The following is a 21,827-nucleotide window of genomic DNA, read 5'->3' as shown; positions in this document are numbered from 1 at the left end:
ATCGGCAGATTTTGGGAGAGGGTGCGATGGGCTGGATGGCAGACGAGACGGGGCTGGAGCGTACGCGCGCAAATTACGTCCCGCTGACTCCGCTCTCGGCCCTGCGCCGCGCTGCGCGCATCTATCCGGACGAACTTGCCGTCGTCTACGGCCCCCATCGCAAGACCTACGCGGAATATACCGACCGCGTGACCCGCCTCGCGTCCGCGCTTGCCGCGAAAGGCGTGAAACCCGGCAACGTGGTGGCCACCCTCATCCCCAACCTGCCCGCCCAGGCCGAGGCGCATTTCGGCGTGCCTGCCTGCGGCGCGATCCTCAACACGATCAACACGCGGCTCGAAACCGACACCGTCTCCTATATCCTCGACCATGGCGGCGCGAAGGTGGTGCTCGCCGATACCCAGTTCATCCCCCTCGCCGAGGCCGCCATCGCTCAGATGGATGCCCCCAAACCGCTCCTGGTCGAGGTGCCCGACGCCCACGGCGGCCACCCCGCCACCACACGCCACCCGACCTACGAGGACATGCTCGCCGCCGCCGACCCCGCCTTCGACTGGATCATGCCGCAGGACGAATGGGAAAGCATCGCGCTCAACTACACCTCCGGCACCACGGGCCGGCCCAAGGGCGTCGTCTATCACCACCGCGGCGCCTACCTGAACGCGATGGGTCAGGTGATCAGCTGGCGCATGGTGCTCCGGCCCCGCTACCTTACCATCGTGCCGCTGTTTCACTGCAACGGCTGGTGCCACACCTGGATGATGCCGATGGTCGGCGGCCGGCTGGTCTGCTGCCGCGACATCACCGCCCCGGCCATCTTCGACGCCATCGCCGACGAGGGCGTGACCCATTTCGGCGGCGCGCCCATCGTGCTCAACATGCTGATCAACGCGCCGCCCGACCAGCGCCGCAGCTTCGATCAGACCGTCGAGGTTTTCACCGCCGGCGCGCCCCCCGCCCCAGCGACGCTCGCCAAGATCGAACCGATGGGCTTCAACATCACCCAGGTCTACGGCCTGACCGAGACCTACGGCCCCGCTACCGAATGCACCTGGGGCGCGCAATGGGAAGGCCTGCGCGGGTCTGAACGCGCCGCGATCAAGGCCCGCCAGGGCGTCGCCATGCCGATCTTCGAACATATCACCGTGGTGGACGACACCGGCGCGCAGGTCCCGATGGACGGCAAGACCCAGGGCGAAATCGCGATCCGCGGCAATGGCGTGATGAAAGGCTATTACAAGAACCCCGAGGCGACCGCCGACGCCTTCAAGGGCGGCTACTTCCGCTCGGGCGACATCGCGGTCCAGCATCCCGACGGCTACATCCAGATCTCCGACCGCGCCAAGGACATCATCATCTCGGGCGGCGAGAACATTTCCTCGGTCGAGGTCGAGGGCGTGCTCATGGGCCACCCCGACGTGAACCTCGCCGCCGTGGTGGCCAAGCCGGACGAGAAATGGGGCGAAGTCCCCTGCGCCTTTGTCGAACTGAAACCCGGCGCAACAGCGGATGCCGCCGCCCTCATGACCTACTGCCGCCAGCACCTCGCCGGCTTCAAGACCCCCAAGGCCGTCGTCTTCCAGGAGTTGCCGAAAACCTCCACCGGCAAGATCCAGAAATTCGAACTCAGGAAGATCGCGAAGGGATCGTAAGCGCCCACCGGCGCTCGCCCTCGGCCTTGTGCGCGGCATAGCCCTCGCGAAAGCGCGGCGCAAAGAAGGCGGCAAAGGCCTTCACCTCCGGCCGCCGCCAGGCGTCCTGGGCGATGCACAGCCACGAATGAACCGTCACCTCCTGAGGCGGCGGAAAGCAGGGCATCATCGCCGGATAATCCACCGCCAGCGAGGTCGGCACCGGACCGATGCCCAGCCCCGCCGCGATGGCCGCACAGACCGATTCCGCATCCTGGCTGCGCGACACGATCTGATCGGGCGAAATCCGCTTCATCAGCCAGGCGTTCAGCCCGTCCGGGCTGGGTGACGGATCGTAGACCACAAAGGAATGCCCGGCAAAGTCGCGCTCGGACCGGGGCAGCCCACGGGTCTCGGCATAGCCGCGCGAGGCAAACAGCGTCGAGGTCACATCCGTCAGCTTCGAACAGATCAGCCGCTCGTCGCTGATCCGCCGCGCGATCCGGATGGCGACGTCCGCCTCTCCTCCGGCAAGGTCAAGCAGCGCATAGGACGAGATCAGACCAAAGCGGACTCCCGGGTGCTGGGCGCTGAACTCGGCCAGGATCGCGGTGAACAGCGGCGAGAAGTTGAGCCGGGGCGCCGTGATGCGGATCGGCTCCAGCATCGTCTGGCGCGCCGCCGTCGCGCCGTCGACAAACGCCGCCATCGCCTGTTCCACCGCCTCGGCCAGCGGCTGCAGGCGCAGGGCGTCCCGCGTCGGGCGAAAGCCCCGCGTATCCCGCTCGAACAGCTTCAGCGACAGGCTGTGCTCCAGCGCGTCGATCCGCCGGGTCACGGTCGGCTGCGACATCCCGAGGTCGCGCGAGGCGGCCAGCGTAGACCCGCAGCGCAGGACAGCCAGGAACACCCGCAGGCCGGACCAGTCGTCGAATGCGCCCGTCATGGTGCAATCCCCCCGCAATGGGCCCTGAATGTCCGTCCGTTGCCGCCCGAGGCGGCTCTTCATCCCTGAAGAGCCGCTCAATGTCTCTGCGGATACCACAACGGCCCGAGTCGCGCGATCATCCCTGCAACGCCACCCTGCACAAGGATCCCCGCCATGACCGCCGCCGCCTTCTTCTTCCGCTTCCGCCCGCCAACGTGGTTGCCGCCGCTTCCCGCCCGCGCGACCGAGAGCCCGCCCAGCGACGCCGCCGATGCCTGGACCGCCGAACAGGACCGCCGCGACTTCGCGCTTGGCCTGATGGACATGCACCCCGATGGGTTCTCCTGCGGTGAATCCGTGATCGAAGCGATGTTCTACCTCTCCGGCCGCCACTGAGGGGCAACGAATCCCGGCAGTGCCCGCACCGCCCCCAAAAACGTCACTCGACGAAAATCACCTGATTTCAGATGCTTGACCCCCCGTCCCAGCTGGGACACCGATTCTCAAGCCATTTGCCCCGGCCCTGCGCCCCGTGCTACCTTGCCCAAAACATAAGGCCCGGGCAGACCTGCCAGACATGACCGCTTTGACGAAATACCAGCGACTCGAGGCCGCCGGCCTCTGGCGGCCCGCCCGCGACGCCCAGCGCCGCGAGGTGGTGGTATCCCTCGGCGACGCCACGCTGACGATCTCCGATTTCCACAACCAGGCGCTTGCCCACTGGTCCCTCGCCGCCATCGAGCGCGAGAACCCCGGCGACCTGCCCGCGATCTTCCACCCCGACGGCGATCCCGACGAGACGCTGGAACTGGCGGAAGGCGAGACCGAGATGATCGCCGCACTGGAACGGCTCCGCCTCGCCGTCGACCGCGCCCGCCCCCGCCCCGGCCGCCTGCGGCTGGTCGGCACGCTGGCGGTCTCGGCCCTGGTCATCGGGCTGCTGGTCTTCTGGCTGCCCGGTGCGATGCGTCGTCACGCGCTCGACGTGGTGCCCATGGTCAAGCGGATGGAGATCGGCGAGGCCCTGCTCGCGCGGCTGGAACGGGTCGCGGGCCGGGCCTGCCGCACCACCGCCAGCGCCCCCGCGCTGGCCCGGCTCGCCCGCCGCACCGGCGTGCGCCAGATCGTCGTATTGCCCGCCGGTGTCCGCTCCAGCCTGAACCTGCCGGGCTCCATCGTCCTGCTGAACAAGGCGCTGGTCGAGGACTTCGAAGACCCCGCAGTCGCCGCCGGCTATGTCCTGGCCGAGCGCAGCCGCGCCACCCTGAACGATCCGCTGGGCGACTTGCTGGCCGCCGGCGGCCTGCCCGCAACCTTCCGCCTGCTGACCACCGGCGAGGTCAGCCGCGACATGCTCGACAGCTACGCCGAACAGGTGCTCGCCGCACCGCGCCCCGCGATCCCCGACGACACCCTTCTCACCGCCTTCGCCGAGGCCGAGGTGCCATCGCGCCCCTATGCAATGGCGCTCGACATCACGGGTGAATCGGTGATCGGCCTGATCGAGGCCGATCCGATGGCGGGCCAGTCGCCGCCCCCGGTGCTCAAAGACCGCGACTGGGTGCAGGTTCAGAACGTCTGCGGCGGCTGACCGCTCAGCGCATCACCGCCGCCTGCCGGTATCCGGCCCGCCGCACCGCCGCCAGCGCCGCCTGTGCCTCGGCCGGTCCGGCATAGGGTCCGGCCAGCACCACGCTGGCGCCCGCCCCGGTCTTGCCCAGCCGCATCGTCAGCCCGCTCCGCGCCAGCGCCTCGGCCACGCCGCGCGCCTCCTCCGCCGCCGCATAGGTCGCCACCCGCACATAGGTCGGCCTGGCTTTTGCAGGCGGCGGCGCATCCACGGCCGACCGGGTGGACAGCCGCGCCACCACCGGCGGCTCCCAATAGGGCGACCGTCCGTTGCGGGCGTTGTTCGTCGCCGTCACCACCCGCGCGGGCGGCGGCCCCGGCTGCAACCGGCGCGGCAGCTCGTCGGTCCAGATCGCCCCCATCGCCGCCTCGCCCGCCGCCGTGCCCTGCGCCCGCCGCGTGTTCAGCCGCCCGTCCTGCCAGGCCCCGCGATACCCCTTGGGCGGCGCCGGCACTGCCACCGCCAGGCTCGGCGCCAGCGTCCGCTCGGCGCGGTGCGGGTTCAGCCGGTCGTCTTTCCACACCGGACGATAGCCCTTCGGCACCGCCACATTCCGCGTGTTCTGCCGGTCCTCATACACATGCTGCGGCACCACCCGCAGCGCCGGCGCCGCGACGACGACCCGCCGCGCCACCGGTTTCTGCACCCCGACAACAACCTTCAGCGACGGCACCCGGCCACAGACCGGCGCGCGGCTGCGGTCCACCTGCGGCACCCATGTCACCACGCCGCCAATCCCGGCACGGATGAACACACAGCCGCGGCTGTCGACATACTGTCGCTCGGAATAGGAGGACGGCGGAATTTCGGCCGGCCCCGGTGGGTTGCCCGCCGCTTGCCCCATGCCGGCGCCCGCGGTCAGCGCAGCCGCGAAAAGCCACATCCCCACAACACTTGCCGCCCGCATGCTATCCCCCTACGAAATATAGCGCAGGATGGCCCGATTCCCCCAATGAGTAAAGCCCGGCCGGGGCTATTTCGTGCCGAACATCCGGTCGCCCGCGTCTCCGAGCCCGGGCATGATATAGCCCTTCTTGTTCAGCCCCCGGTCCAGCGAGGCGGTGACGATCTGCACATCCGGGTGCGCCTCCTTCATCCGCGCGACCCCTTCCGGCGCGGCCAGAAGACAGAGGAACCGGATGTCCTTCGCGCCCGCATCCTTCAGCAGCTTGACCGCGGCGGCCGAGGAATTGCCGGTCGCCAGCATCGGATCGACCGCGATCACCAGCCGGTCCTCCAGCGCTTCGGGCACCTTGAAGTAATACTGCACCGGCTGCAGCGTCTCCTCGTCGCGATACAGCCCGACAAAGCCGACGCGGGCCGAGGGGATCAGCTCCAGCGCGCCGTCCAGCATCCCGTTGCCCGCCCGCAGGATCGACACCAGCGCCAGCTTCTTGCCCGCCAGCGTCGGCGAATCCATCTCCTCCAGCGGGGTCTCGATGGGCTTCTTCGTCATCGGCAGTTCGCGGGTGACCTCATAGAGCAACAGCTGGGTGATCTCGCGCAGCAGCTGCCGGAAGACCGCGGTCGGCGTCTCCTTGTCACGCATGAGGGTCAGCTTGTGCTGCACCAGCGGGTGATTGACGACGGTCAGATGTTCGGCCATGGCAGCGCTCCGTTTCCAGCTCCGTTTCCTTTTGGGCCGCTCGCGGAGGAAGGGCAAGCGCCCTGCCGACCGGCTAGAGAAAACTCCGCCCCGGCCCCCGCTCCGCCACGCCCAGATGCGCGGCGATGCTCGCCGCGACATCGGTGAAACCGACCTGCCCGACTGACCCCGCCCCGACGCCCGCGCACAGCACCGGCACCCGTTCGCGCGTGTGATCGCTGCCGGTCCAGCTTGGATCGTTGCCATGATCTGCAGTCAGCACCATCAGATCGCCCGGCCGCAGCCGCTCCACCAGCGCGCCGATGCGCGCATCGAACCATTCCAGCGCACGGGCATAGCCCGAAACGTCGCGTCGGTGACCATAAAGGCTGTCGAACTCGACGAAATTGGCGAAGGTCAGGCTGCCCTCCTCCGCTTCGTCCACCAGCCGCGCGAGGTGATCCATCAGCTCCGCATCGCCGCCCTTGGACAGGGTGTCTATCCCCTCCATCGAGAAGATGTCGCCGATCTTGCCCACCGCATGCACCCGGCGGCCCGCGTCCTGCACCCAGTTCGTCAGCACCGGTGCCGGCGGGCGGATCGCATAGTCGTGCCGGTTCGTCGTGCGGGTGAACCCGGCCTCGGGCGATCCGGTGAAGGGCCGCGCGATCACCCGGCCGACCTTCATCGCGTGCAGATGCGGCGCCAGCGCCTCGCACATCGCATACAGGCGGTCGAGGCCAAAGCTCTGCTCATGCGCGGCGATCTGAAACACGCTGTCGGCCGAGGTATAGCAGATCGGCCAGCCGCTCCGCATGTGCTCGGCCCCAAGCCGCGCGATGATCTCGGTCCCCGAGGCGTGGCAGTTGCCCAGAATACCCTCGCTCCCCGCCGCCTCGGCCGCGCGTCGCGCCAGATCCTCCGGAAAGGCCGGCACGGTGTCGGGGAAATAGGTCCAGTCCCAGGGCACCACCAGCCCGGCCAGTTCCCAGTGACCCGAGGGAGTATCCTTGCCCGGCGACTGCTCTGTCGCCGCGCCCCACCGCCCCGTCACCGGCCCCGTCAGCCCGATGTCCAGCTTCGAGGCCAGCCGCACCGCCTTGCCCAGCCCCAGCGCCGCGAGGTTGGGCACGCGCAACGGCCCGCTGCGCCCCGCCTCGGCCCGGCCCCCGGCACAGGCCTGCGCGATATGGCCCAGCGTATTGGCCCCGGTATCCGGCACCGCGCCATTGAAGAACCGCCCGGCATCCGGCGCGCCGCCGATGCCGACGCTGTCCATCACCACAAGGAAGGCCCGCGCCATCAGCCGATCCGCTCGCGGATCAGGTCGGGCAGCACCGGTGCCTCCTCCGACAGGGTGATCGCCCTCAGCACGGCGCGTTCCGCCGCCAGCGCGCTGTCCTCGCGCGCGGCATGGATCTGTACCAGCGGCTGGCCCTTGGCGACCTTCTCGCCCAGCCGCACCAGCCCGCTCAGCCCGACCGCGGGGTTGATGACATCGCTTTCCACCTGCCGCCCGCCGCCCAGCGCCACCACCGCCAGCCCCAGTGCCTCGCCGTCGATCGCCGCGACATGGCCCGCACGCGGCGCGGCCACCTCGCGGATCACATTCGCCTCGGGCAGGAAGCGCGCCCAGTCCTGCACGAATCGCAGCGGCCCGCCCTGCGCGGCCACCATGCGCCCGAACCGCTCGGCCGCCTGCCCGCTGCTCAGCGTCGCCGCGACCCGGTCGGCGCCCTCTTGAACATCCGCCGCCATCCCCGCATCGGCCAGCAGCACACCGCCCAGCGCCACGCAGATCTGCACCAGCGGGCCCGACGCCTCGCCGGTCAGCACCTTCATCACCTCCGCAACCTCCAGCGCATTGCCCAGCGCCGGCACCAGCGGCTGGCTCATGTCGCTGATCACCGCCGTTGTCTTGCAGCCCGCAGCCGTCGCCGTCTCGGTCAGGGCCACCGCCAGCGCCCGGGCCTCCTCCGGCGACTTCATGAAGGCGCCCGAGCCGACCTTGACGTCCAGCACCAGCGCATCCGGGCTGGCCGCCAGCTTCTTCGACAGGATCGACGCGGTGATCAGATCGAGGCTTTCAACCGTCGCGGTGACGTCCCGGATCGCATAAAGCCGCTTGTCGGCAGGCGCGATATCCGCCGTCGCCCCGACGATGGCGCAGCCGGTCTTCGCCACCACCTCGCTCAGCCGCTCGCGGCCCAGCATGGTCGCAAAGCCGGGGATCGACTCGAGCTTGTCCAGCGTCCCCCCGGTGTGCCCCAGTCCGCGCCCCGAGATCATCGGGACATAGCCGCCGCAAGCCGCCAGCGCCGGCGCGAGGACCAGCGAAACGCAGTCTCCCACGCCGCCGGTCGAATGCTTGTCGATGACCGGCCCCGGCAGCCGCCAGCGCATCACTTGCCCGCTGTCGCGCATCGCCAGCGTCAGCGCGGCGCGACCCTCGGTCCCCAGGCTCCCCATGCAGACCGCCATGGCAAATGCCCCGGCCTGCGCGTCGCTTACGCTGCGATCCGCCAGACCTTGCGCGAACCAGCGCAATTCGTCGGTCGTCGGCACCTCGTGACGCCGAAGCTTGGTGATGATCGTCCGGGCATCCAAAAGTCAGCTGCCTTCCATGTGGCCCGCGCCAAAGGCGCCCGGCAACAGCGCACCGATGCTGGTCGCCAGTTCCGCCCCCGCGGTCGTGGCCAGCGTCACCGGCACCGCACTCTTCCCGAATTCCGCCAGCTTCTGCCGGCAGCCGCCGCAGGGCGGCACGGGAGAGGGCGAGGCCGCGATCACATAGACCTCGGCAATCTCATACTCGCCCGCCGCGCACATCGCTGCGATGGCCCCGGCCTCGGCACAGGTGCCCTCGGGATAGGCGACATTCTCGACATTGCAGCCGACATAGACGGTCCCCGAGGCCGCGCGGATCGCCGCGCCCACCTTGAAGTTGGAATAGGGCGCATGGGCATTCTCGCGCACGGCGATGGCGGCATCCCGCAGGGTCATGACGCGATTACCTCCGTTTTGAATGTCCCCGGCAGGCTGACCTCCAGAAGCTCCAAGTCACCGCTCGCCTCGGACAGCCGCGTCTTCATCCCCGGCGGGATCACGAAGGCATCGCCCTTGGTCAGCCGGTATGGGTCCTTGCCCTCGCCCTCCAGCGTCACATCCCCCTCCATCACGTAGGTGAACAGGATGTCGGTGTCGTGCACCGCCCATTGCGGCGCACCCTCGCCCCTGCGCACCACCATGACCCCGGCCACGCCCCTGGTATTGGCGGCAATCGTGGTATCACGCGCGACAAAGCCCGGCAGGCGGAACGGTGCCCACTCGGCGCCCGCCGCCGTGTTGTAGACGAACCGCTGGCCCTGCCATTCCCGCTCGGGGCGCAGGTGCGGGGTCGGCAGCGTCATGTCGTGGTCGATCTCGGTTACATGCTCGGCCGGCACGCCGATCTCGATCACCTGCACATTGTCGCTGGCCTCCAGCACACGGTGCCGGATCTCCGGCGGCTGGATGAAGCAATCCCCCGGCGTCAGCCGCATCTTCGGTCCTTGGTCTTCATAAACCACGTCCACCCAGCCGTTGACGCAGAAGATCAGCTGAAAGCCGACCTTGTGATAATGCACCATGTCCGGCACCGGCCCGCCGTCCGGGATGCGGATGTGACTGGCGATGATCGACCCGCCCAGCCGAGAGGGGATCAGGTCGCGATACTGCATCCCCGCCCGCCCGATGATCCAGGGCGCCTGATCGGCCAGCCGGCGCACAACAAAGGCGTGCTCGGTCCGGGGCATGACCACCGGCGGATGGCGCTCCTCGATCTCGACCCGCGTGCCGTTCGGCGCCACCAGAACGCGCTGCCCCTTGGCAAAGCCCTCGGGGTCTTCCGTCAGGATCCGCAGCGTGCCCGGCGCCTCGGGCGCGCCCTTCTCGATCCGCAGCCGCAGCCCGTGCCCCGAGAAGACCGCGGTCGACGGATCGTCGGCCGGATAGATCATGTCCAGCCGCATCCCCAGGGTTTTCGTATAAAAGGGGATATCGTCGCGCAATTCTTCCGTGGGCAGCCGTATCTCGGCTATGGTATCGCTCATGACACTCAACTCCGCTTGTCGAAAAATAGTGACCGGGCGCAGGAAAAATAGCAAGAACGGCCCGGCGGACAACGGATTCAAAAAGTTCCCTGTCCTCCGGGCAGGAGATAGTTTAACGCTGAACTATATTCGCGAAGAGGGGAAACAGCCGTGACGGAAAGCCAGAACACGCGCCAGGCCGCGCTCATGTATCACGAGTTTCCCAAGCCCGGAAAGCTCGAGATCCGCGCCACCAAGCCGCTGGCCAACGGCCGCGATCTGGCCCGCGCCTATTCGCCCGGCGTCGCCGAGGCCTGCCTGGAGATCAAGGCCGATCCCGCCAACGCCGCCCGCTACACCACGCGCGGCAATTTGGTCGGCGTCGTGTCGAACGGCACCGCCGTCCTCGGGCTTGGCAACATCGGCGCGCTCGCCTCCAAGCCGGTGATGGAAGGCAAGGCCGTCCTCTTCAAGAAATTCGCCGGCATCGACTGCTTCGACATCGAGTTGAACGAATCCGACCCGGTGAAACTGGCCGAGATCGTCTGCTCTCTCGAACCGACCTTCGGCGCGATCAACCTCGAAGACATCAAGGCGCCCGACTGCTTCATCGTCGAAAAGCTCTGCCGCGAGCGGATGAACATTCCCGTCTTCCACGACGACCAGCACGGCACCGCCATCGTGGTCGGAGCCGCGGCCAAGAACGCGCTCTTCGTCGCGAACAAGGCCTTCGAGGACGTCAAGGTCGTCTCCACCGGCGGCGGCGCGGCGGGCATCGCCTGCCTCAACATGCTGCTCAAGCTCGGCGTGCGGCGCGAGAACGTCTGGCTCTGCGACATCCACGGCGTGGTCTACGAAGGCCGTGCTGAGGACATGAACCCGCAAAAGGCCGCCTTCGCGCAGAAGACCGACAAGCGCACCCTGGCCGAGGTGATCGGTGGCGCCGACCTCTTCCTCGGCCTGTCGGGCCCCGGCGTGCTGACCCCCGACATGGTGCGCCAGATGGCCTCCCGCCCGGTGATCTTTGCCCTGGCCAATCCGACGCCCGAAATCCTGCCCGACCTCGCGCGCGAGGCCGCGCCCGATGCGATCATCGCCACCGGGCGCAGCGATTTCCCAAACCAGGTCAACAACGTCCTCTGCTTCCCCTTCATCTTCCGCGGCGCGCTGGACGTGGGCGCGACCGAGATCAACGACGAGATGGAGATCGCCTGCATCGACGGCATCGCCCAGCTGGCCCGCGCCACCACCAGCGCCGAGGCGGCGGCCGCCTATCGGGGCGAACAGCTGACCTTCGGCGCCGACTATCTGATCCCCAAGCCCTTCGACCCACGCCTCATGGCGGTGGTGTCCACCTCGGTCGCGCGCGCCGCAATGGAAACCGGCGTGGCCACCCGACCCATCGAGGATCTGGACGCCTATGCCGCGAAGCTGAAACAGACGGTCTTCCGCTCGGCCCTGCTCATGCGCCCGGTCTTCGACGCCGCCCGCGCCGCCTCGCGCAGGATCGTCTTCACCGAGGGCGAGGACGAGCGCGTCCTGCGTGCGGCCCAGGCGATCCTGGAGGAAACCACCGAGACCCCGATCCTGATCGGCCGGCCCGAGGTGATCGAACAGCGCTGCGAACGTTTCGGGCTCGACGTCCGCCCGGGCCGGGATTTCGAACTGGTCAACCCCGAGAACGACCCCCGGTATTACGACTATTGGTCCTCCTACCACGAAGTCATGCAACGGCGCGGGGTCACGCCCGATCTCGCCAAGGCGGTCATGCGCACCAATACCACCGCCATCGGCGCCATCATGGTGCATCGCGGCGACGCCGACAGCATGATCTGCGGCACCTTCGGCGAATACCGCTGGCACCTGAACTACGTCACGCAGGTGCTGGGCACGGGCGGCCTGCATCCGCAGGGCGCGCTCAGCCTGATGATCCTGGAAGACGGCCCGCTGTTCATCGCCGACACGCATGTCAACCATGCCCCCTCGCCGGAACAGCTGGCCCTGATCGCCATCGGCGCCGCCCGCCACGTCCGCCGCTTCGGGCTGGAGCCCAAGGTCGCGATGTGTTCGCAGTCGCAATTCGGCAACCAGACCGAAAGCTCGGGTCAGCGCGTGCGCGACGCGCTCGCCCTGCTGGACTCCGAACCGCGCGGCTTCGTCTACGAAGGCGAGATGAACGTCGACAGTGCGCTCGATCCCGAACTGCGCGCGCGGATCTTCCCGAACAGCCGGATGGAGGGCGCGGCCAACGTGCTGGTCTTCGCCCATGCCGACGCGGCCAGCGGCGTGCGCAACATCCTCAAAATGCGCGCCGGCGGGCTCGAGGTCGGCCCGATCCTGATGGGGATGGGCAACAAGGCGCACATCGTCTCGTCCTCGATCACCGCGCGCGGCCTGCTCAACATGGCTGCCATCGCCGGCACACCGGTGGCACAATACGGATAAGCAAAACCGCCGCGTGGGGTTCAGCCACGCGGCGGCGAGGGAAACAGTTGGAGGTTACTTCTTCGGCTGTTCCGCCGCCAAACGGGGGTTCGGTTTTCGCCCGATCCCGGGCGCTCCCCCTGTGAAAGCAAGAGATGCCATTGGCACCCTCTCAGCGCAGGTATCCCGCCAGCGAATCACCGGCAGGTAAATTTCCGACACATGTGTCGCTTTTGAATCATGGCCGGACGATTGCAGGGAAATTGCCTGCCCAAGCGTCAGGAATGGCGCGACATTCTCACCCTGTTGGCGCAAACAGCGGCAACGCGGCGCAGGTTCAGCCCTTGCGCGGAAGAAGCGCGCGCCGCATCAACGCCGAAAAGCGATTTGTCAGGAGGAGGGACATATGAGTTACAAAAGCGTTTACGCGGCCTGGAAGGCGGATCCCGAAGCTTTCTGGCTCGACGCGGCCAAAGCCATCGACTGGGACCGCTTCCCATCCCGCGCCCTGAACGACAGCCGCGCGCCGCTCTACACCTGGTTCGACGACGGTCTGGTCAACACCTGCTGGAACGCCGTTGACCGGCACGTCGAAAACGGCCGCGGCGCCCAGGTGGCGATCATCCACGACAGCCCGGTCACCGGCACCGTCCACAAGATCACCTTCGCCGAACTCAAGAACCGCGTGGCCTCGCTGGCCGGGGCATTGCGTGCAAAGGGCATCGAGAAGGGCGACCGCGTCATCATCTACATGCCGATGGTCCCCGAGGCGCTCGAAGCCATGCTCGCCTGTTCGCGCATCGGCGCCGTTCACTCGGTGGTCTTCGGCGGTTTTGCCGCGAACGAACTCGCCGTGCGTATCGACGACTGCCAGCCCAAGGCGATCATCGCCGCGTCCTGCGGTCTCGAACCGGGCCGCGTCGTCCATTACAAACCCCTCCTGGACGGCGCCATCGAGCAGGCGAAACACAAGCCCGAGTTCTGCGTGATCTTCCAGCGCGAACAGGAAGTCGCCAAACTGATCGAAGGCCGCGACGTCGACTGGCATGCCTTCCAATATGGCGTCGAACCCGCCGACTGCGTCCCGGTCGAAGGCAGCCACCCGGCCTATATCCTCTACACCTCGGGCACCACCGGCGCGCCCAAGGGCGTGGTGCGCCCCACCGGCGGCCACCTCGTCGCGCTGAACTGGTCGATGAAGAACATCTACAACGTCGATCCCGGCGACGTGTTCTGGGCCGCCTCGGACGTGGGCTGGGTCGTCGGCCATTCCTACATCTGCTACGGCCCGCTGGTGCATGGCAACACCACCATCGTCTTCGAGGGCAAGCCCGTCGGCACTCCCGACGCCGGCACCTTCTGGCGGGTCATCGCCGAGCACAAGGTCAAGTCCTTCTTCACCGCCCCCACCGCCATCCGCGCCGTCAAGCGCGAGGATCCAAAGGGCGAATTCGTCAAGAAATACGACCTCTCCAACTTCAAGGTGCTCTACCTCGCCGGCGAACGCGCCGACCCGGACACCATCGAATGGGCCCAGCGCGTGCTCGACCGCCCGGTGATCGACCACTGGTGGCAGACCGAAACCGGCTGGTCCATTGCCGCAAACCCCGTCGGGCTCGAGGCGCTGCCGGTCAAGATCGGCTCGCCCTCGGTTGCGATGCCGGGCTATGACGTGCAGATCCTCGACGAGGGCGGCCGACAGATGAAGCCGGGCGAACTCGGCGCCATCGCGGTCAAGCTGCCGCTGCCCCCGGGCACGCTGCCGACCCTCTGGAACGCCGAGGAGCGGTTCAGGAAATCCTATCTCACCACCTTCCCCGGCTATTACGAGACGGGCGACGCCGGGATGATCGACGAAGACGGCTATCTCTACATCATGGCCCGCACCGATGACGTCATCAACGTCGCCGGCCACCGTCTCTCGACCGGCGCGATGGAAGAGGTGCTTGCCTCGCACCCCGATGTCGCCGAATGCGCCGTCATTGGCGTCTCGGACGACCTCAAGGGCCAGGCCCCTGTCGGCTTCGTCATCCTGACCAAGGGCGTGAACCGTCCGCACGACGAGATCTGCAAGGAATGCGTCCAGCTGGTGCGCGACAAGATCGGCCCGGTCGCCGCTTTCAAGCTGGCCGTGGTGGTCGACCGCCTGCCCAAGACTCGCTCGGGCAAGATCCTGCGCGCGACCATGGTCAAGATCGCCGACAATCAGGAGTTCAAGATGCCGGCGACCATCGACGACCCGGCCATCCTGGACGAAATCCGCGAGTCGCTGCAAACCATCGGCTACGCGAAACCCTGACCGAAGGGGCGGCCCCGCCCCTTCCCCTCACCGCAGGCTCTGTTCGTGCTCCAGCCGCTGCCGGGCGATGATCTCGTTGCGCTCGGCCCGGCGGTGATCGGTCAGGGCCTGCTCCACATAGCTCATATGCGCCCGGACCGCCGCCACCGCCGCCTCGGGATCGCGCGCCTGCAGCGCATCGTTGATGGCGCGATGCTGGTCCAGCAGGGCCGCGCGGCTGGTGCGCTGCTTGAACATCACCTGCCGGTTATAGAAGACCCCCGCGCGCAGCAGATCGTACATCGACCGCATCATGTGCAGCATGACCACATTGTGGCTCGCCTCGATGATCGCGCTGTGGAACTGCGCGTCCAGCCGCGCCTCTTCCTCCGAATTGCGGCGCTGCACCCCCGCGGCCATCTTGTCGAAGATCGTCTGGATCACCATGAGGTCGCCGTCCGAGGCCAGCCGCGCGGCGCGTTCCGCCGCCATCGCCTCGATATCGCGACGGAAGGCGATATAGTCGAAGACCGCCTCGTCGTGGCTCGCGAACAGCCGTTGCAGCGCCGGCGAAAAGGCCGACCCCAGCACCTCGGCCACATAGATGCCCGACCCGGCGCGCGAAGTCAGCAGGCCCTGCGCCTGCAACTCCGCCACCGCCTCGCGCAGCGACGGGCGCGACACGCCCAGCCGCTCGGACAGTTCGCGCTCGGATGGCAGCCGCTCGCCCGGCCGCAGGATGCCGCGCAGGATCAGCAGCTCGATCTGCCGCACGACCGAGGTGGAAATCTTCTCGGGCTGAACTTTCTCGAAGGGCATGGTCACAACTCTGGGCTGGTCGCATTTATAGGACCATGGTGCCCCATGCGTCCATGCCTCGTGAGGTAACCGGATGTTAACCACAACCGGCGCAGGATCGTCCGATGCGCCCCGCCCTGCCTGTCCTCGCCCTCCTCGCCGCCTGCAACACCGCCGGCCCGCATTTCCGCGGCCTGCCCGCAACGCGCGTCACCGTGGCGGGTTCGGTCTTCGACGTGCGCGTGCGCGGCGATCTGGCCGAGGCGCTCCGCGTCAACAGCCAGTACGCCCCCCGCTTCGGCCCGATCCGCGCCCGGGCCGCCTTTGCGATGGAACAGGTCAGCGGCTGCCTCGTGACCGAGGTGCGCGGCGATCAGGCGCTGGCGCTGGGGCGGCTCGCCTGCAAGGACAGACCGCCCGACTGGCGCCCCCTGCTGACACCGGTCAGCTACAGCTGCACCGACATTCCGCAATGGGCGAACCCCCGCCTCGGCATGACCTGGCGCGAATTCGAATGCACTCCGTTCTGACTCCTGCAAACGCGATATCTTGTGGATAATTCCGCCGATCCGCCGATATGCAGCGGCAAATGCGTTGACGCGCCGGGGCACAGCGCCCAAGATCTCTGTCTCTGAGGGAATCAACCGGGCCAATCCTTGCGCTTCGACAGACTAAGACTGAGCGGCTTCAAAAGCTTCGTCGATCCCACCGAGCTGGTGATCGCCGAGGGGCTGACCGGTGTTGTCGGGCCCAATGGCTGCGGCAAGTCCAACCTGCTCGAGGCGCTGCGCTGGGTGATGGGCGAAAACCGCCCCACCGCCATGCGCGGCGGCGGGATGGAGGATGTGATCTTCGCCGGCGCCGCCACCCGGCCCGCGCGCAACTTCGCCGAAGTCAGCCTCGTTCTCGACAACAGCGAACGCCTCGCCCCCGCCGGCTTCAACGATTCCGACCAGCTCGAAGTGGTGCGCCGGATCACTCGCGACGTCGGTTCGGCCTACAAGGCCAACGCCAAGGACGTGCGCGCGCGCGATATCCAGATGCTGTTCGCCGACGCCTCGACCGGCGCGCATTCCCCGGCGCTGGTCCGCCAGGGCCAGATCAGCGAGCTGATCAACGCCCGCCCGCAGGCCCGCCGCCGCATCCTGGAAGAGGCCGCCGGCATCTCCGGCCTCTACCAGCGCCGCCACGAGGCCGAGCTGAAACTGAACGGCGCCGAGGCCAACCTCTCCCGCGTCGACGACGTGCTCGAACAGCTGGCCCAGCAGCTCGGACAACTCGCGCGGCAGGCCCGGCAGGCCGCCCGCTACCGCGAGATCGGCGAGGCGCTGCGCCTGGCCGAAGGTCTCCTGCTCTACCGCCGCTGGCGCGAGGCCGACGACCTGCGCTCTGCCGCCGAAACCGCCCTGCGTGACCGCACCACCGAAGCCGCCCGCGCCGAAGCGGCGGCCCAGCAGGCGATCAAGGCCCGCACCGCCGCCGAAAGCGCCCTGCCCTCGCTGCGCGAGGAGGAGGCGATCGCCGCCGCCGTGCTGCAACGCCTCTCGGTCGAACGCGACGCCCTGACCGATCAGGAAACACGCGCCCGCCAGACCATCGACACGCTGACCGGCCGCGTCGCCCAGCTCGCCCGCGACATCGACCGCGAAAGCGGCCTGAACAAGGATGCCGGCGACACCCTGCAGCGCCTCGAATGGGAAGCGCGCGAGCTGGCCAAGGCCGGCGAAGGCCACGATGACAGGCTGGCCATCGCCGCCGAGGCCTCGGCGGAGGCCGCCAGCGTGCTGCGCGACCGCGAAGCGATGCTGTCCGAGGAAACCGAAGACGTCGCACGCCTCTCGGCCCGCCACCAGTCAGCGCAGCGCCTGCTCGACGACAGCCACAAGATGCTGGCCCGCGCCGAGGGCGAGGCCGCCAAGGCGCGCACCGCTGTCGAGGAATCGCGCGCCGCGCTCGCCACCGCCAGCGCCGCCTTCGAAGAGGCCCGCGCAGCCGAGACCGAAGCCCAGGAAGCCGCCGCCGAGGCCGAAGACGACCTCGCCCAGGCCGACGCCGCCCGCGCCGACACCCAGGCCCGCGAAGCCGAGGCGCGCGCCCAGCGCTCCGAGGCCGAGGGCGAGGCCGGCGCGCTGCGCGCCGAACTGACCGCGCTGGTCAAACTGCTCGACCGCGACACCGCCGAAAGCGGCCAGGTGCTCGACCTGATGAAGGTGACACCGGGCTATGAAAAGGCGCTCGGTGCCGCGCTGGCCGACGATCTGCGCGCCCCGCTCGCCGACGAAGACGGCGACTCCGGCTGGGCCACGCTGGACGACTACAAGGTGATCCAGCCGCTGCCGCCGGGGGTGAAACCGCTCTCGCTCTTCGTCTCGGGGCCCTTCGCTCTGGTGCGGCGGATCGCCCAGATCGGCCTGGTCGACGCCGACCGTGGCGCCGAATTGCAAGCCGCGCTGCTGCCCGGTCAGCGGCTGGTCTCGGATGAGGGCGACCTCTGGCGCTGGGACGGCTTCCGCTCCAACGCCGAGGACGCACCCAGCGCCGCGGCGATGCGCCTGCAACAGCTGAACCGGCTGGAGGCGCTGAAACAGGAATCGGCCCAGGTCGAAGCCCGGGTCGACGGCGCCCGCGCCGCGCACGAGATGCTGATCCGCCAGCTTGCCGAACGCACCGAGGCCGACAAGCGCGCCCGCGACGCACGGCGCCGCGCCGATCAGGCCGTCGCCGACACCGCCCGCGCCCTCAGCCGCGCCGAGGCCGAGCGCAACCTCGCCCAGGGCCGGCTCGAAAACCTCGGGCTGGCGGTCAGCCGCCATCAGGAGGATTCGCTGGCCGCGCGTACCCAGGTCAAGGAAGCCGAGGCCGCGATGGCCGACCTCGGCGATCTCGCCACCGCCCGCGCCCGCATCGACGACATCCGCCAGACGGTCGAGGCGGCGCGGATCACCATGCTGACCCGCCGCTCGGCCCATGACGAAATCCGCCGCGAGGGCGAGGCGCGCACCAGGCGCAGCCAGGAAGTCACCAAGGAACTCAGCGGCTGGCGCCACCGGCTCGAAACCGCCGGCAAGCGCATCGCCGAACTCGAGGCGCGCAAGGAAGAGTCCGAGGAGGAGCTTCAGATCGCCTCCGACGTCCCCGCCGCCCTCGCCGAACAGCGCGAGGTCCTGTCAGAGCGGATCGCCGAAGCCGAGACCCGCAAGGCCAAGGCCAGCGATGCGCTCTCCGTCGGCGACGCTGCCCTGCGCACCGCCAGCCAAGCCGAACGCGACGCCGAACGTCTGGCCTCCGAGGCGCGCGAGGCCCGCGCCGCCGCCGCCGTCCGCGCCGAAGCCGCCCGCGACAGCGTCGCCCAGGCCGCCGAGCGCATCGCCGAGGATCACCAGCTGACCCCCAACCAGCTGCTCACCCAGCTTGGGGCCGACCCCGACCACATCCCCGACGCCGAAACGCTCGAGGCCGAGGTCAACCGCCACAAGCGCCAGCGCGACGCCCTGGGCGCGGTGAACCTGCGTGCCGAGGAAGACGCGAAAGAGGTCCAGACCGAACACGACACGCTGGCCCACGAAAAGGCCGATCTCGAAGAGGCCATCCGCACCCTGCGCGCCGGCATCGCCAGCCTGAACCGCGAAGGCCGCGAGCGGCTGCTGACCGCCTTCGAACAGGTGAATTCGAATTTCGCCATGCTGTTCCGCCACCTCTTCGGCGGCGGCGAGGCCAATCTGGTGATGGTCGAAAGCGACGACCCGCTCGAAGCCGGGCTGGAAATCATGTGCCAGCCGCCGGGCAAGAAGCTGTCGACCCTCTCGCTGCTCTCGGGGGGCGAACAGACGCTGACCGCCATGGCGCTGATCTTCGCGGTCTTCCTCGCCAACCCCGCCCCGATCTGCGTCCTCGACGAGGTCGACGCGCCGCTGGACGACGCCAACGTGACCCGCTTCTGCGACCTGCTGGACGAGATGTGCCGCCAGACCGCGACGCGCTTCCTGATCATCACCCACCACGCCGTGACGATGAGCCGGATGGACCGGCTGTTCGGCGTGACGATGCAGGAACAGGGCGTCAGCCAGCTGGTCTCGGTCGACCTCAAGAAGGCCGAGGCGCTGGTCGCCTGACCCTAGCCCGCCGTGCGCAGGGCCACCCGCCGCAACAGCACGAAGGCGCCCCAGACCGGAAAGGCCAGAACCAGCGCGGCTGCCCCCGCGTCAAAGGCGATGCGCGCTGTCCCCACCGCCGTGGCCAGCAGCCCGGCCAGCCAGGGCGCGCCCATCAGGAAGACGTAATAGAGGGTAAAGAAGATGCCCATCCCGCTGGCCCGCGTCTGTGGCGTCAGCACCGACGCCGCCAGGCTCATCACCGGACCCGCCGCCAGACCGCCGATTAGCCCCATCACCAGGAAGGCCGCCATCACCGCCTCGGTGCGCGGCGCGATGACCAGCGCCAGGGCGAACCCCGCCAGGCTGACCGCCATCACCACGCCCGGCCGTCCGCTCCGGTCTGCCAGAAACCCGCCCAGCGGGATCGACAGCGTCGCGACCCACAGCACCAGACTGGTCAGCGCGCTGCCCTCGACGATCGAATACCCCCGCTCGGCCATCATCAGCGGCCCGAAGGAAAACACCACCGACAGCCCCGTGTTATACAGGCCCCAGACCACCGCCGCGACCAGAACCGCGAAAATCACCCGGCCCTCGGGCCAGCCCGAGGCGGAGACGGTCGCCCGGGGTGCCGTCTCCGGCGCGGAATAGAGCAGCGCCGTCCCCACAAATGCCGCCGCGCAATAGACCGTCGCGGCCACCATCGCGGCGCTCAAGCCCCCCGCCGCCGCCAGCGGTGGCAGCACGACCAGCGCCAGGGCGATCCCGCAGGGCCAGGAATTGACGAAGATCGCCATCGCCGTGTTCAGCTCGCGCCCGCTGAACCAGTCGGCGACCATCTTGGTCATCAGCACGTTCATCACGATGGCCCCCGCCCCCGCGACAATCCTTCCCGCGAGGTAGAGGTGCCAGCCCGGCGCGGCCAGCATCAACAGCCCGCCCGCCACCATCAGCGCAAGACCCACCAGAACCACCGGCTTGTCCCCGAACCGCCGGGCCAGCGCACCGCCGGGCAGCGACAGAAAGATTCCCGGCGCCTGATAGATGCCGATCAGAAGGCCGATCTCGGCAAGGCTGACCGCAAACCGCTCGATCACCAGCGGCGCAAGGCTGGGCACCACCTGAAACTGCACGCCCATGCCCGCCCGGACCAGGAACAGCAGCGCCAGCACGGCCCAGCGGTTGGTCAGCACGGGCCGGGCCTCCGCGTCATGCTAGAGCCGCGCCAGCAGGTCGGGGGTCGGCCACCCGTCCACCACCAGGCCCAGCCGGGCCTGCTCCACCCGCACGGCATCGCGGGTCTTCTGGCCCAGGATGCCGTCGACCGCGCCCACGTCATGCCCGCGCGCCACCAGCTTCTGCTGCAAGCTCTTCATCTGTTCCCCGGCCAGCCCGGCCTCGGGGCTACGGGCGTCAAACACCGGCGCGCCTTCCAGCCGGGTGGCGAAATAGGCGGCGGTCAGCACGTAGACAAAGCTCTGGTTCCACTCGAAGTAGACCCGGAAATTCGGATAGGCCAGAAACGCCGGCCCCTTGTGCCCCTCGGGGATGATAACCGATCCGGTCAGCCCCTGCGCCAGCGCACCATCCCGCGCCCGCACGCCCAGCGCCGCCCAGTCGGCCACGGCGCGCGTCTCCTGCAACCCGGTCAGCGACCAGTCGAACCCGGCGGGCAGCACCACTTCCTGCAGCCAGGGCTCGCCCTTGCGCCAGCCCAGACCCGCCAGCATCTTGCCCCCCGACAGCAGCGCATCGGGCGCCGAAGTCTTCAGCCGCACATGCCCGTCGCCATCGCCATCGACGCCGTTTTCCAGGATGTCGGCCGGCAGCATCTGCACCATGCCGATTTCCCCGGCCCAGGCGCCCGTCGTCGTCGCCGGATCGAAATCGCCATGTTCATACAGCGTCAGCGCCGCGAAGATCTGCGGGCGGAACAGCTCGGGGCGGCGGCAGTCATGCGCCAGCGTGACCAGCGCGTTCAAAGTGTTGAAATCGCCCTGCACAGCGCCGTAATCCGTCTCGAATGCCCAGAAGGCCAGCAGAACACCGCGCGACACACCATACTCCGCTTCGATCCGGTCGAAGACGGCATCGTATTTCCCCGCGTTCGCCTTGCCCCGGTCCAGCCGGCTTTGCGAGATCAGGCGGCGGGCGAATTCGGTGAACGGCTTCTGGAAGACCCCCTGCGCGCGATCCGCCTTCAGCACCTTCGGATCCTGCGCGGCGCTGCGGAAAAAGGCGTCGACCTTGCCCGGCGCATGGCCCTTGGCGACGGCTTCGGCCTTCAGCCCGCCGACAAATTCGGAAAACGATCCGCCACATTGGGCCGAGGCCGAACCTGCCACCATCAGGGCAAGGCAGAGAAGGGAAGGAAAACGCATGAGAAAGG

At 68.5% G+C, this 21,827-nt stretch carries 17 protein-coding genes; 7 read left to right on the top strand and 10 right to left on the bottom strand.

The features are described from left to right. Positions 1-26: 26 nt before the first annotated feature. Positions 27-1,652: an AMP-binding protein gene (locus tag ACFO5X_RS22020; RefSeq protein ID WP_380721520.1), complete on the top strand. Its 1,626-nt coding sequence runs from the start codon at positions 27-29 to the stop codon at positions 1,650-1,652. Here ACFO5X_RS22020 and ACFO5X_RS22015 read toward each other — a convergent pair. Further along, complete coding sequence (locus ACFO5X_RS22015; protein ID WP_380721517.1) at positions 1,627-2,577, bottom strand: LysR family transcriptional regulator; 951 nt, start codon at positions 2,575-2,577, stop codon at positions 1,627-1,629. The two genes, ACFO5X_RS22020 and ACFO5X_RS22015, sit on opposite strands and share 26 nt — an antisense overlap. A 156-nt stretch (positions 2,578-2,733) precedes the next feature. Between ACFO5X_RS22015 and ACFO5X_RS22010 the strand changes: the two genes are divergently transcribed. After that, on the top strand, positions 2,734-2,955 hold the full coding sequence (locus tag ACFO5X_RS22010; protein WP_380721514.1) for a hypothetical protein: 222 nt from the start codon (positions 2,734-2,736) through the stop codon (positions 2,953-2,955). Between the two features lie 181 nt (positions 2,956-3,136). After that, a complete protein-coding gene (locus ACFO5X_RS22005; protein WP_380721512.1) occupies positions 3,137-4,150 on the top strand; it encodes a hypothetical protein in 1,014 nt (337 codons plus the stop codon). 4 nt (positions 4,151-4,154) lie between these two features. On the opposite strand, the gene ACFO5X_RS22000 is transcribed toward ACFO5X_RS22005, so the two are convergent. The 6 genes from ACFO5X_RS22000 to ACFO5X_RS21975 all read right to left on the bottom strand — a co-directional run bounded on the left by ACFO5X_RS22000 (position 4,155) and on the right by ACFO5X_RS21975 (position 9,865). Next, positions 4,155-5,096, bottom strand: a complete 942-nt coding sequence (locus ACFO5X_RS22000) for a hypothetical protein (RefSeq protein WP_380721508.1) — start codon at positions 5,094-5,096, stop codon at positions 4,155-4,157. Positions 5,097-5,162: 66 nt separating this feature from the next. Next, positions 5,163-5,795: a uracil phosphoribosyltransferase gene (gene upp / locus ACFO5X_RS21995; protein WP_380721503.1), complete on the bottom strand. Its 633-nt coding sequence runs from the start codon at positions 5,793-5,795 to the stop codon at positions 5,163-5,165. A gap of 73 nt (positions 5,796-5,868) precedes the next feature. Then, on the bottom strand, positions 5,869-7,077 hold the full coding sequence (locus ACFO5X_RS21990) for a phosphopentomutase (RefSeq protein ID WP_380721498.1): 1,209 nt from the start codon (positions 7,075-7,077) through the stop codon (positions 5,869-5,871). After that, positions 7,077-8,381 carry a thymidine phosphorylase gene (locus tag ACFO5X_RS21985; RefSeq protein WP_380721495.1) on the bottom strand — a complete coding sequence of 435 codons (1,305 nt, stop codon included), beginning with the start codon at positions 8,379-8,381 and terminating at the stop codon, positions 7,077-7,079. Before ACFO5X_RS21985 ends, ACFO5X_RS21990 begins: the two co-directional genes overlap by 1 nt. A gap of 3 nt (positions 8,382-8,384) precedes the next feature. Next, entirely contained in the window at positions 8,385-8,777 is a 393-nt protein-coding gene (locus ACFO5X_RS21980; protein WP_380721492.1) for a cytidine deaminase, read from the bottom strand. Then, positions 8,774-9,865: a cupin domain-containing protein gene (locus ACFO5X_RS21975; protein ID WP_380721489.1), complete on the bottom strand. Its 1,092-nt coding sequence runs from the start codon at positions 9,863-9,865 to the stop codon at positions 8,774-8,776. Before ACFO5X_RS21975 ends, ACFO5X_RS21980 begins: the two co-directional genes overlap by 4 nt. A 186-nt stretch (positions 9,866-10,051) precedes the next feature. Here ACFO5X_RS21975 and ACFO5X_RS21970 point away from each other — a divergent pair, with 186 nt between their 5' ends. Further along, positions 10,052-12,289, top strand: a complete 2,238-nt coding sequence (locus ACFO5X_RS21970) for an NADP-dependent malic enzyme (protein ID WP_380722348.1) — start codon at positions 10,052-10,054, stop codon at positions 12,287-12,289. 385 nt (positions 12,290-12,674) lie between these two features. Further along, complete coding sequence (gene prpE / locus ACFO5X_RS21965; protein WP_380721486.1) at positions 12,675-14,567, top strand: propionate-CoA ligase PrpE; 1,893 nt, start codon at positions 12,675-12,677, stop codon at positions 14,565-14,567. A 27-nt stretch (positions 14,568-14,594) separates the two neighbouring features. Here the strand turns inward: prpE and ACFO5X_RS21960 are convergent, their stop codons facing one another. After that, positions 14,595-15,365: a FadR/GntR family transcriptional regulator gene (locus tag ACFO5X_RS21960; protein WP_380721483.1), complete on the bottom strand. Its 771-nt coding sequence runs from the start codon at positions 15,363-15,365 to the stop codon at positions 14,595-14,597. Between the two features lie 104 nt (positions 15,366-15,469). Here ACFO5X_RS21960 and ACFO5X_RS21955 point away from each other — a divergent pair, with 104 nt between their 5' ends. Both ACFO5X_RS21955 and ACFO5X_RS21950 read left to right on the top strand, forming a co-directional pair. After that, a complete protein-coding gene (locus tag ACFO5X_RS21955; protein ID WP_380721477.1) occupies positions 15,470-15,874 on the top strand; it encodes a hypothetical protein in 405 nt (134 codons plus the stop codon). A gap of 126 nt (positions 15,875-16,000) precedes the next feature. Beyond that, positions 16,001-19,456 (top strand): chromosome segregation SMC family protein, encoded by a 3,456-nt coding sequence (locus tag ACFO5X_RS21950; protein WP_380721474.1) that lies wholly within the window; start codon positions 16,001-16,003, stop codon positions 19,454-19,456. A 2-nt stretch (positions 19,457-19,458) separates the two neighbouring features. Here the strand turns inward: ACFO5X_RS21950 and ACFO5X_RS21945 are convergent, their stop codons facing one another. After that, on the bottom strand, positions 19,459-20,631 hold the full coding sequence (locus ACFO5X_RS21945; protein ID WP_380721471.1) for an MFS transporter: 1,173 nt from the start codon (positions 20,629-20,631) through the stop codon (positions 19,459-19,461). Positions 20,632-20,652: 21 nt separating this feature from the next. Further along, on the bottom strand, positions 20,653-21,819 hold the full coding sequence (locus ACFO5X_RS21940) for a lytic murein transglycosylase (RefSeq protein WP_380721468.1): 1,167 nt from the start codon (positions 21,817-21,819) through the stop codon (positions 20,653-20,655). Between the last annotated feature and the right edge of the window lie 8 nt (positions 21,820-21,827).

This window comes from Seohaeicola nanhaiensis, from assembly GCF_042654245.1.
Classification (GTDB): domain Bacteria; phylum Pseudomonadota; class Alphaproteobacteria; order Rhodobacterales; family Rhodobacteraceae; genus Seohaeicola_A; species Seohaeicola_A nanhaiensis.
Note: the sequence above shows the minus strand (reverse complement) of the source record. Positions and strands in the feature narration are given on the sequence as shown.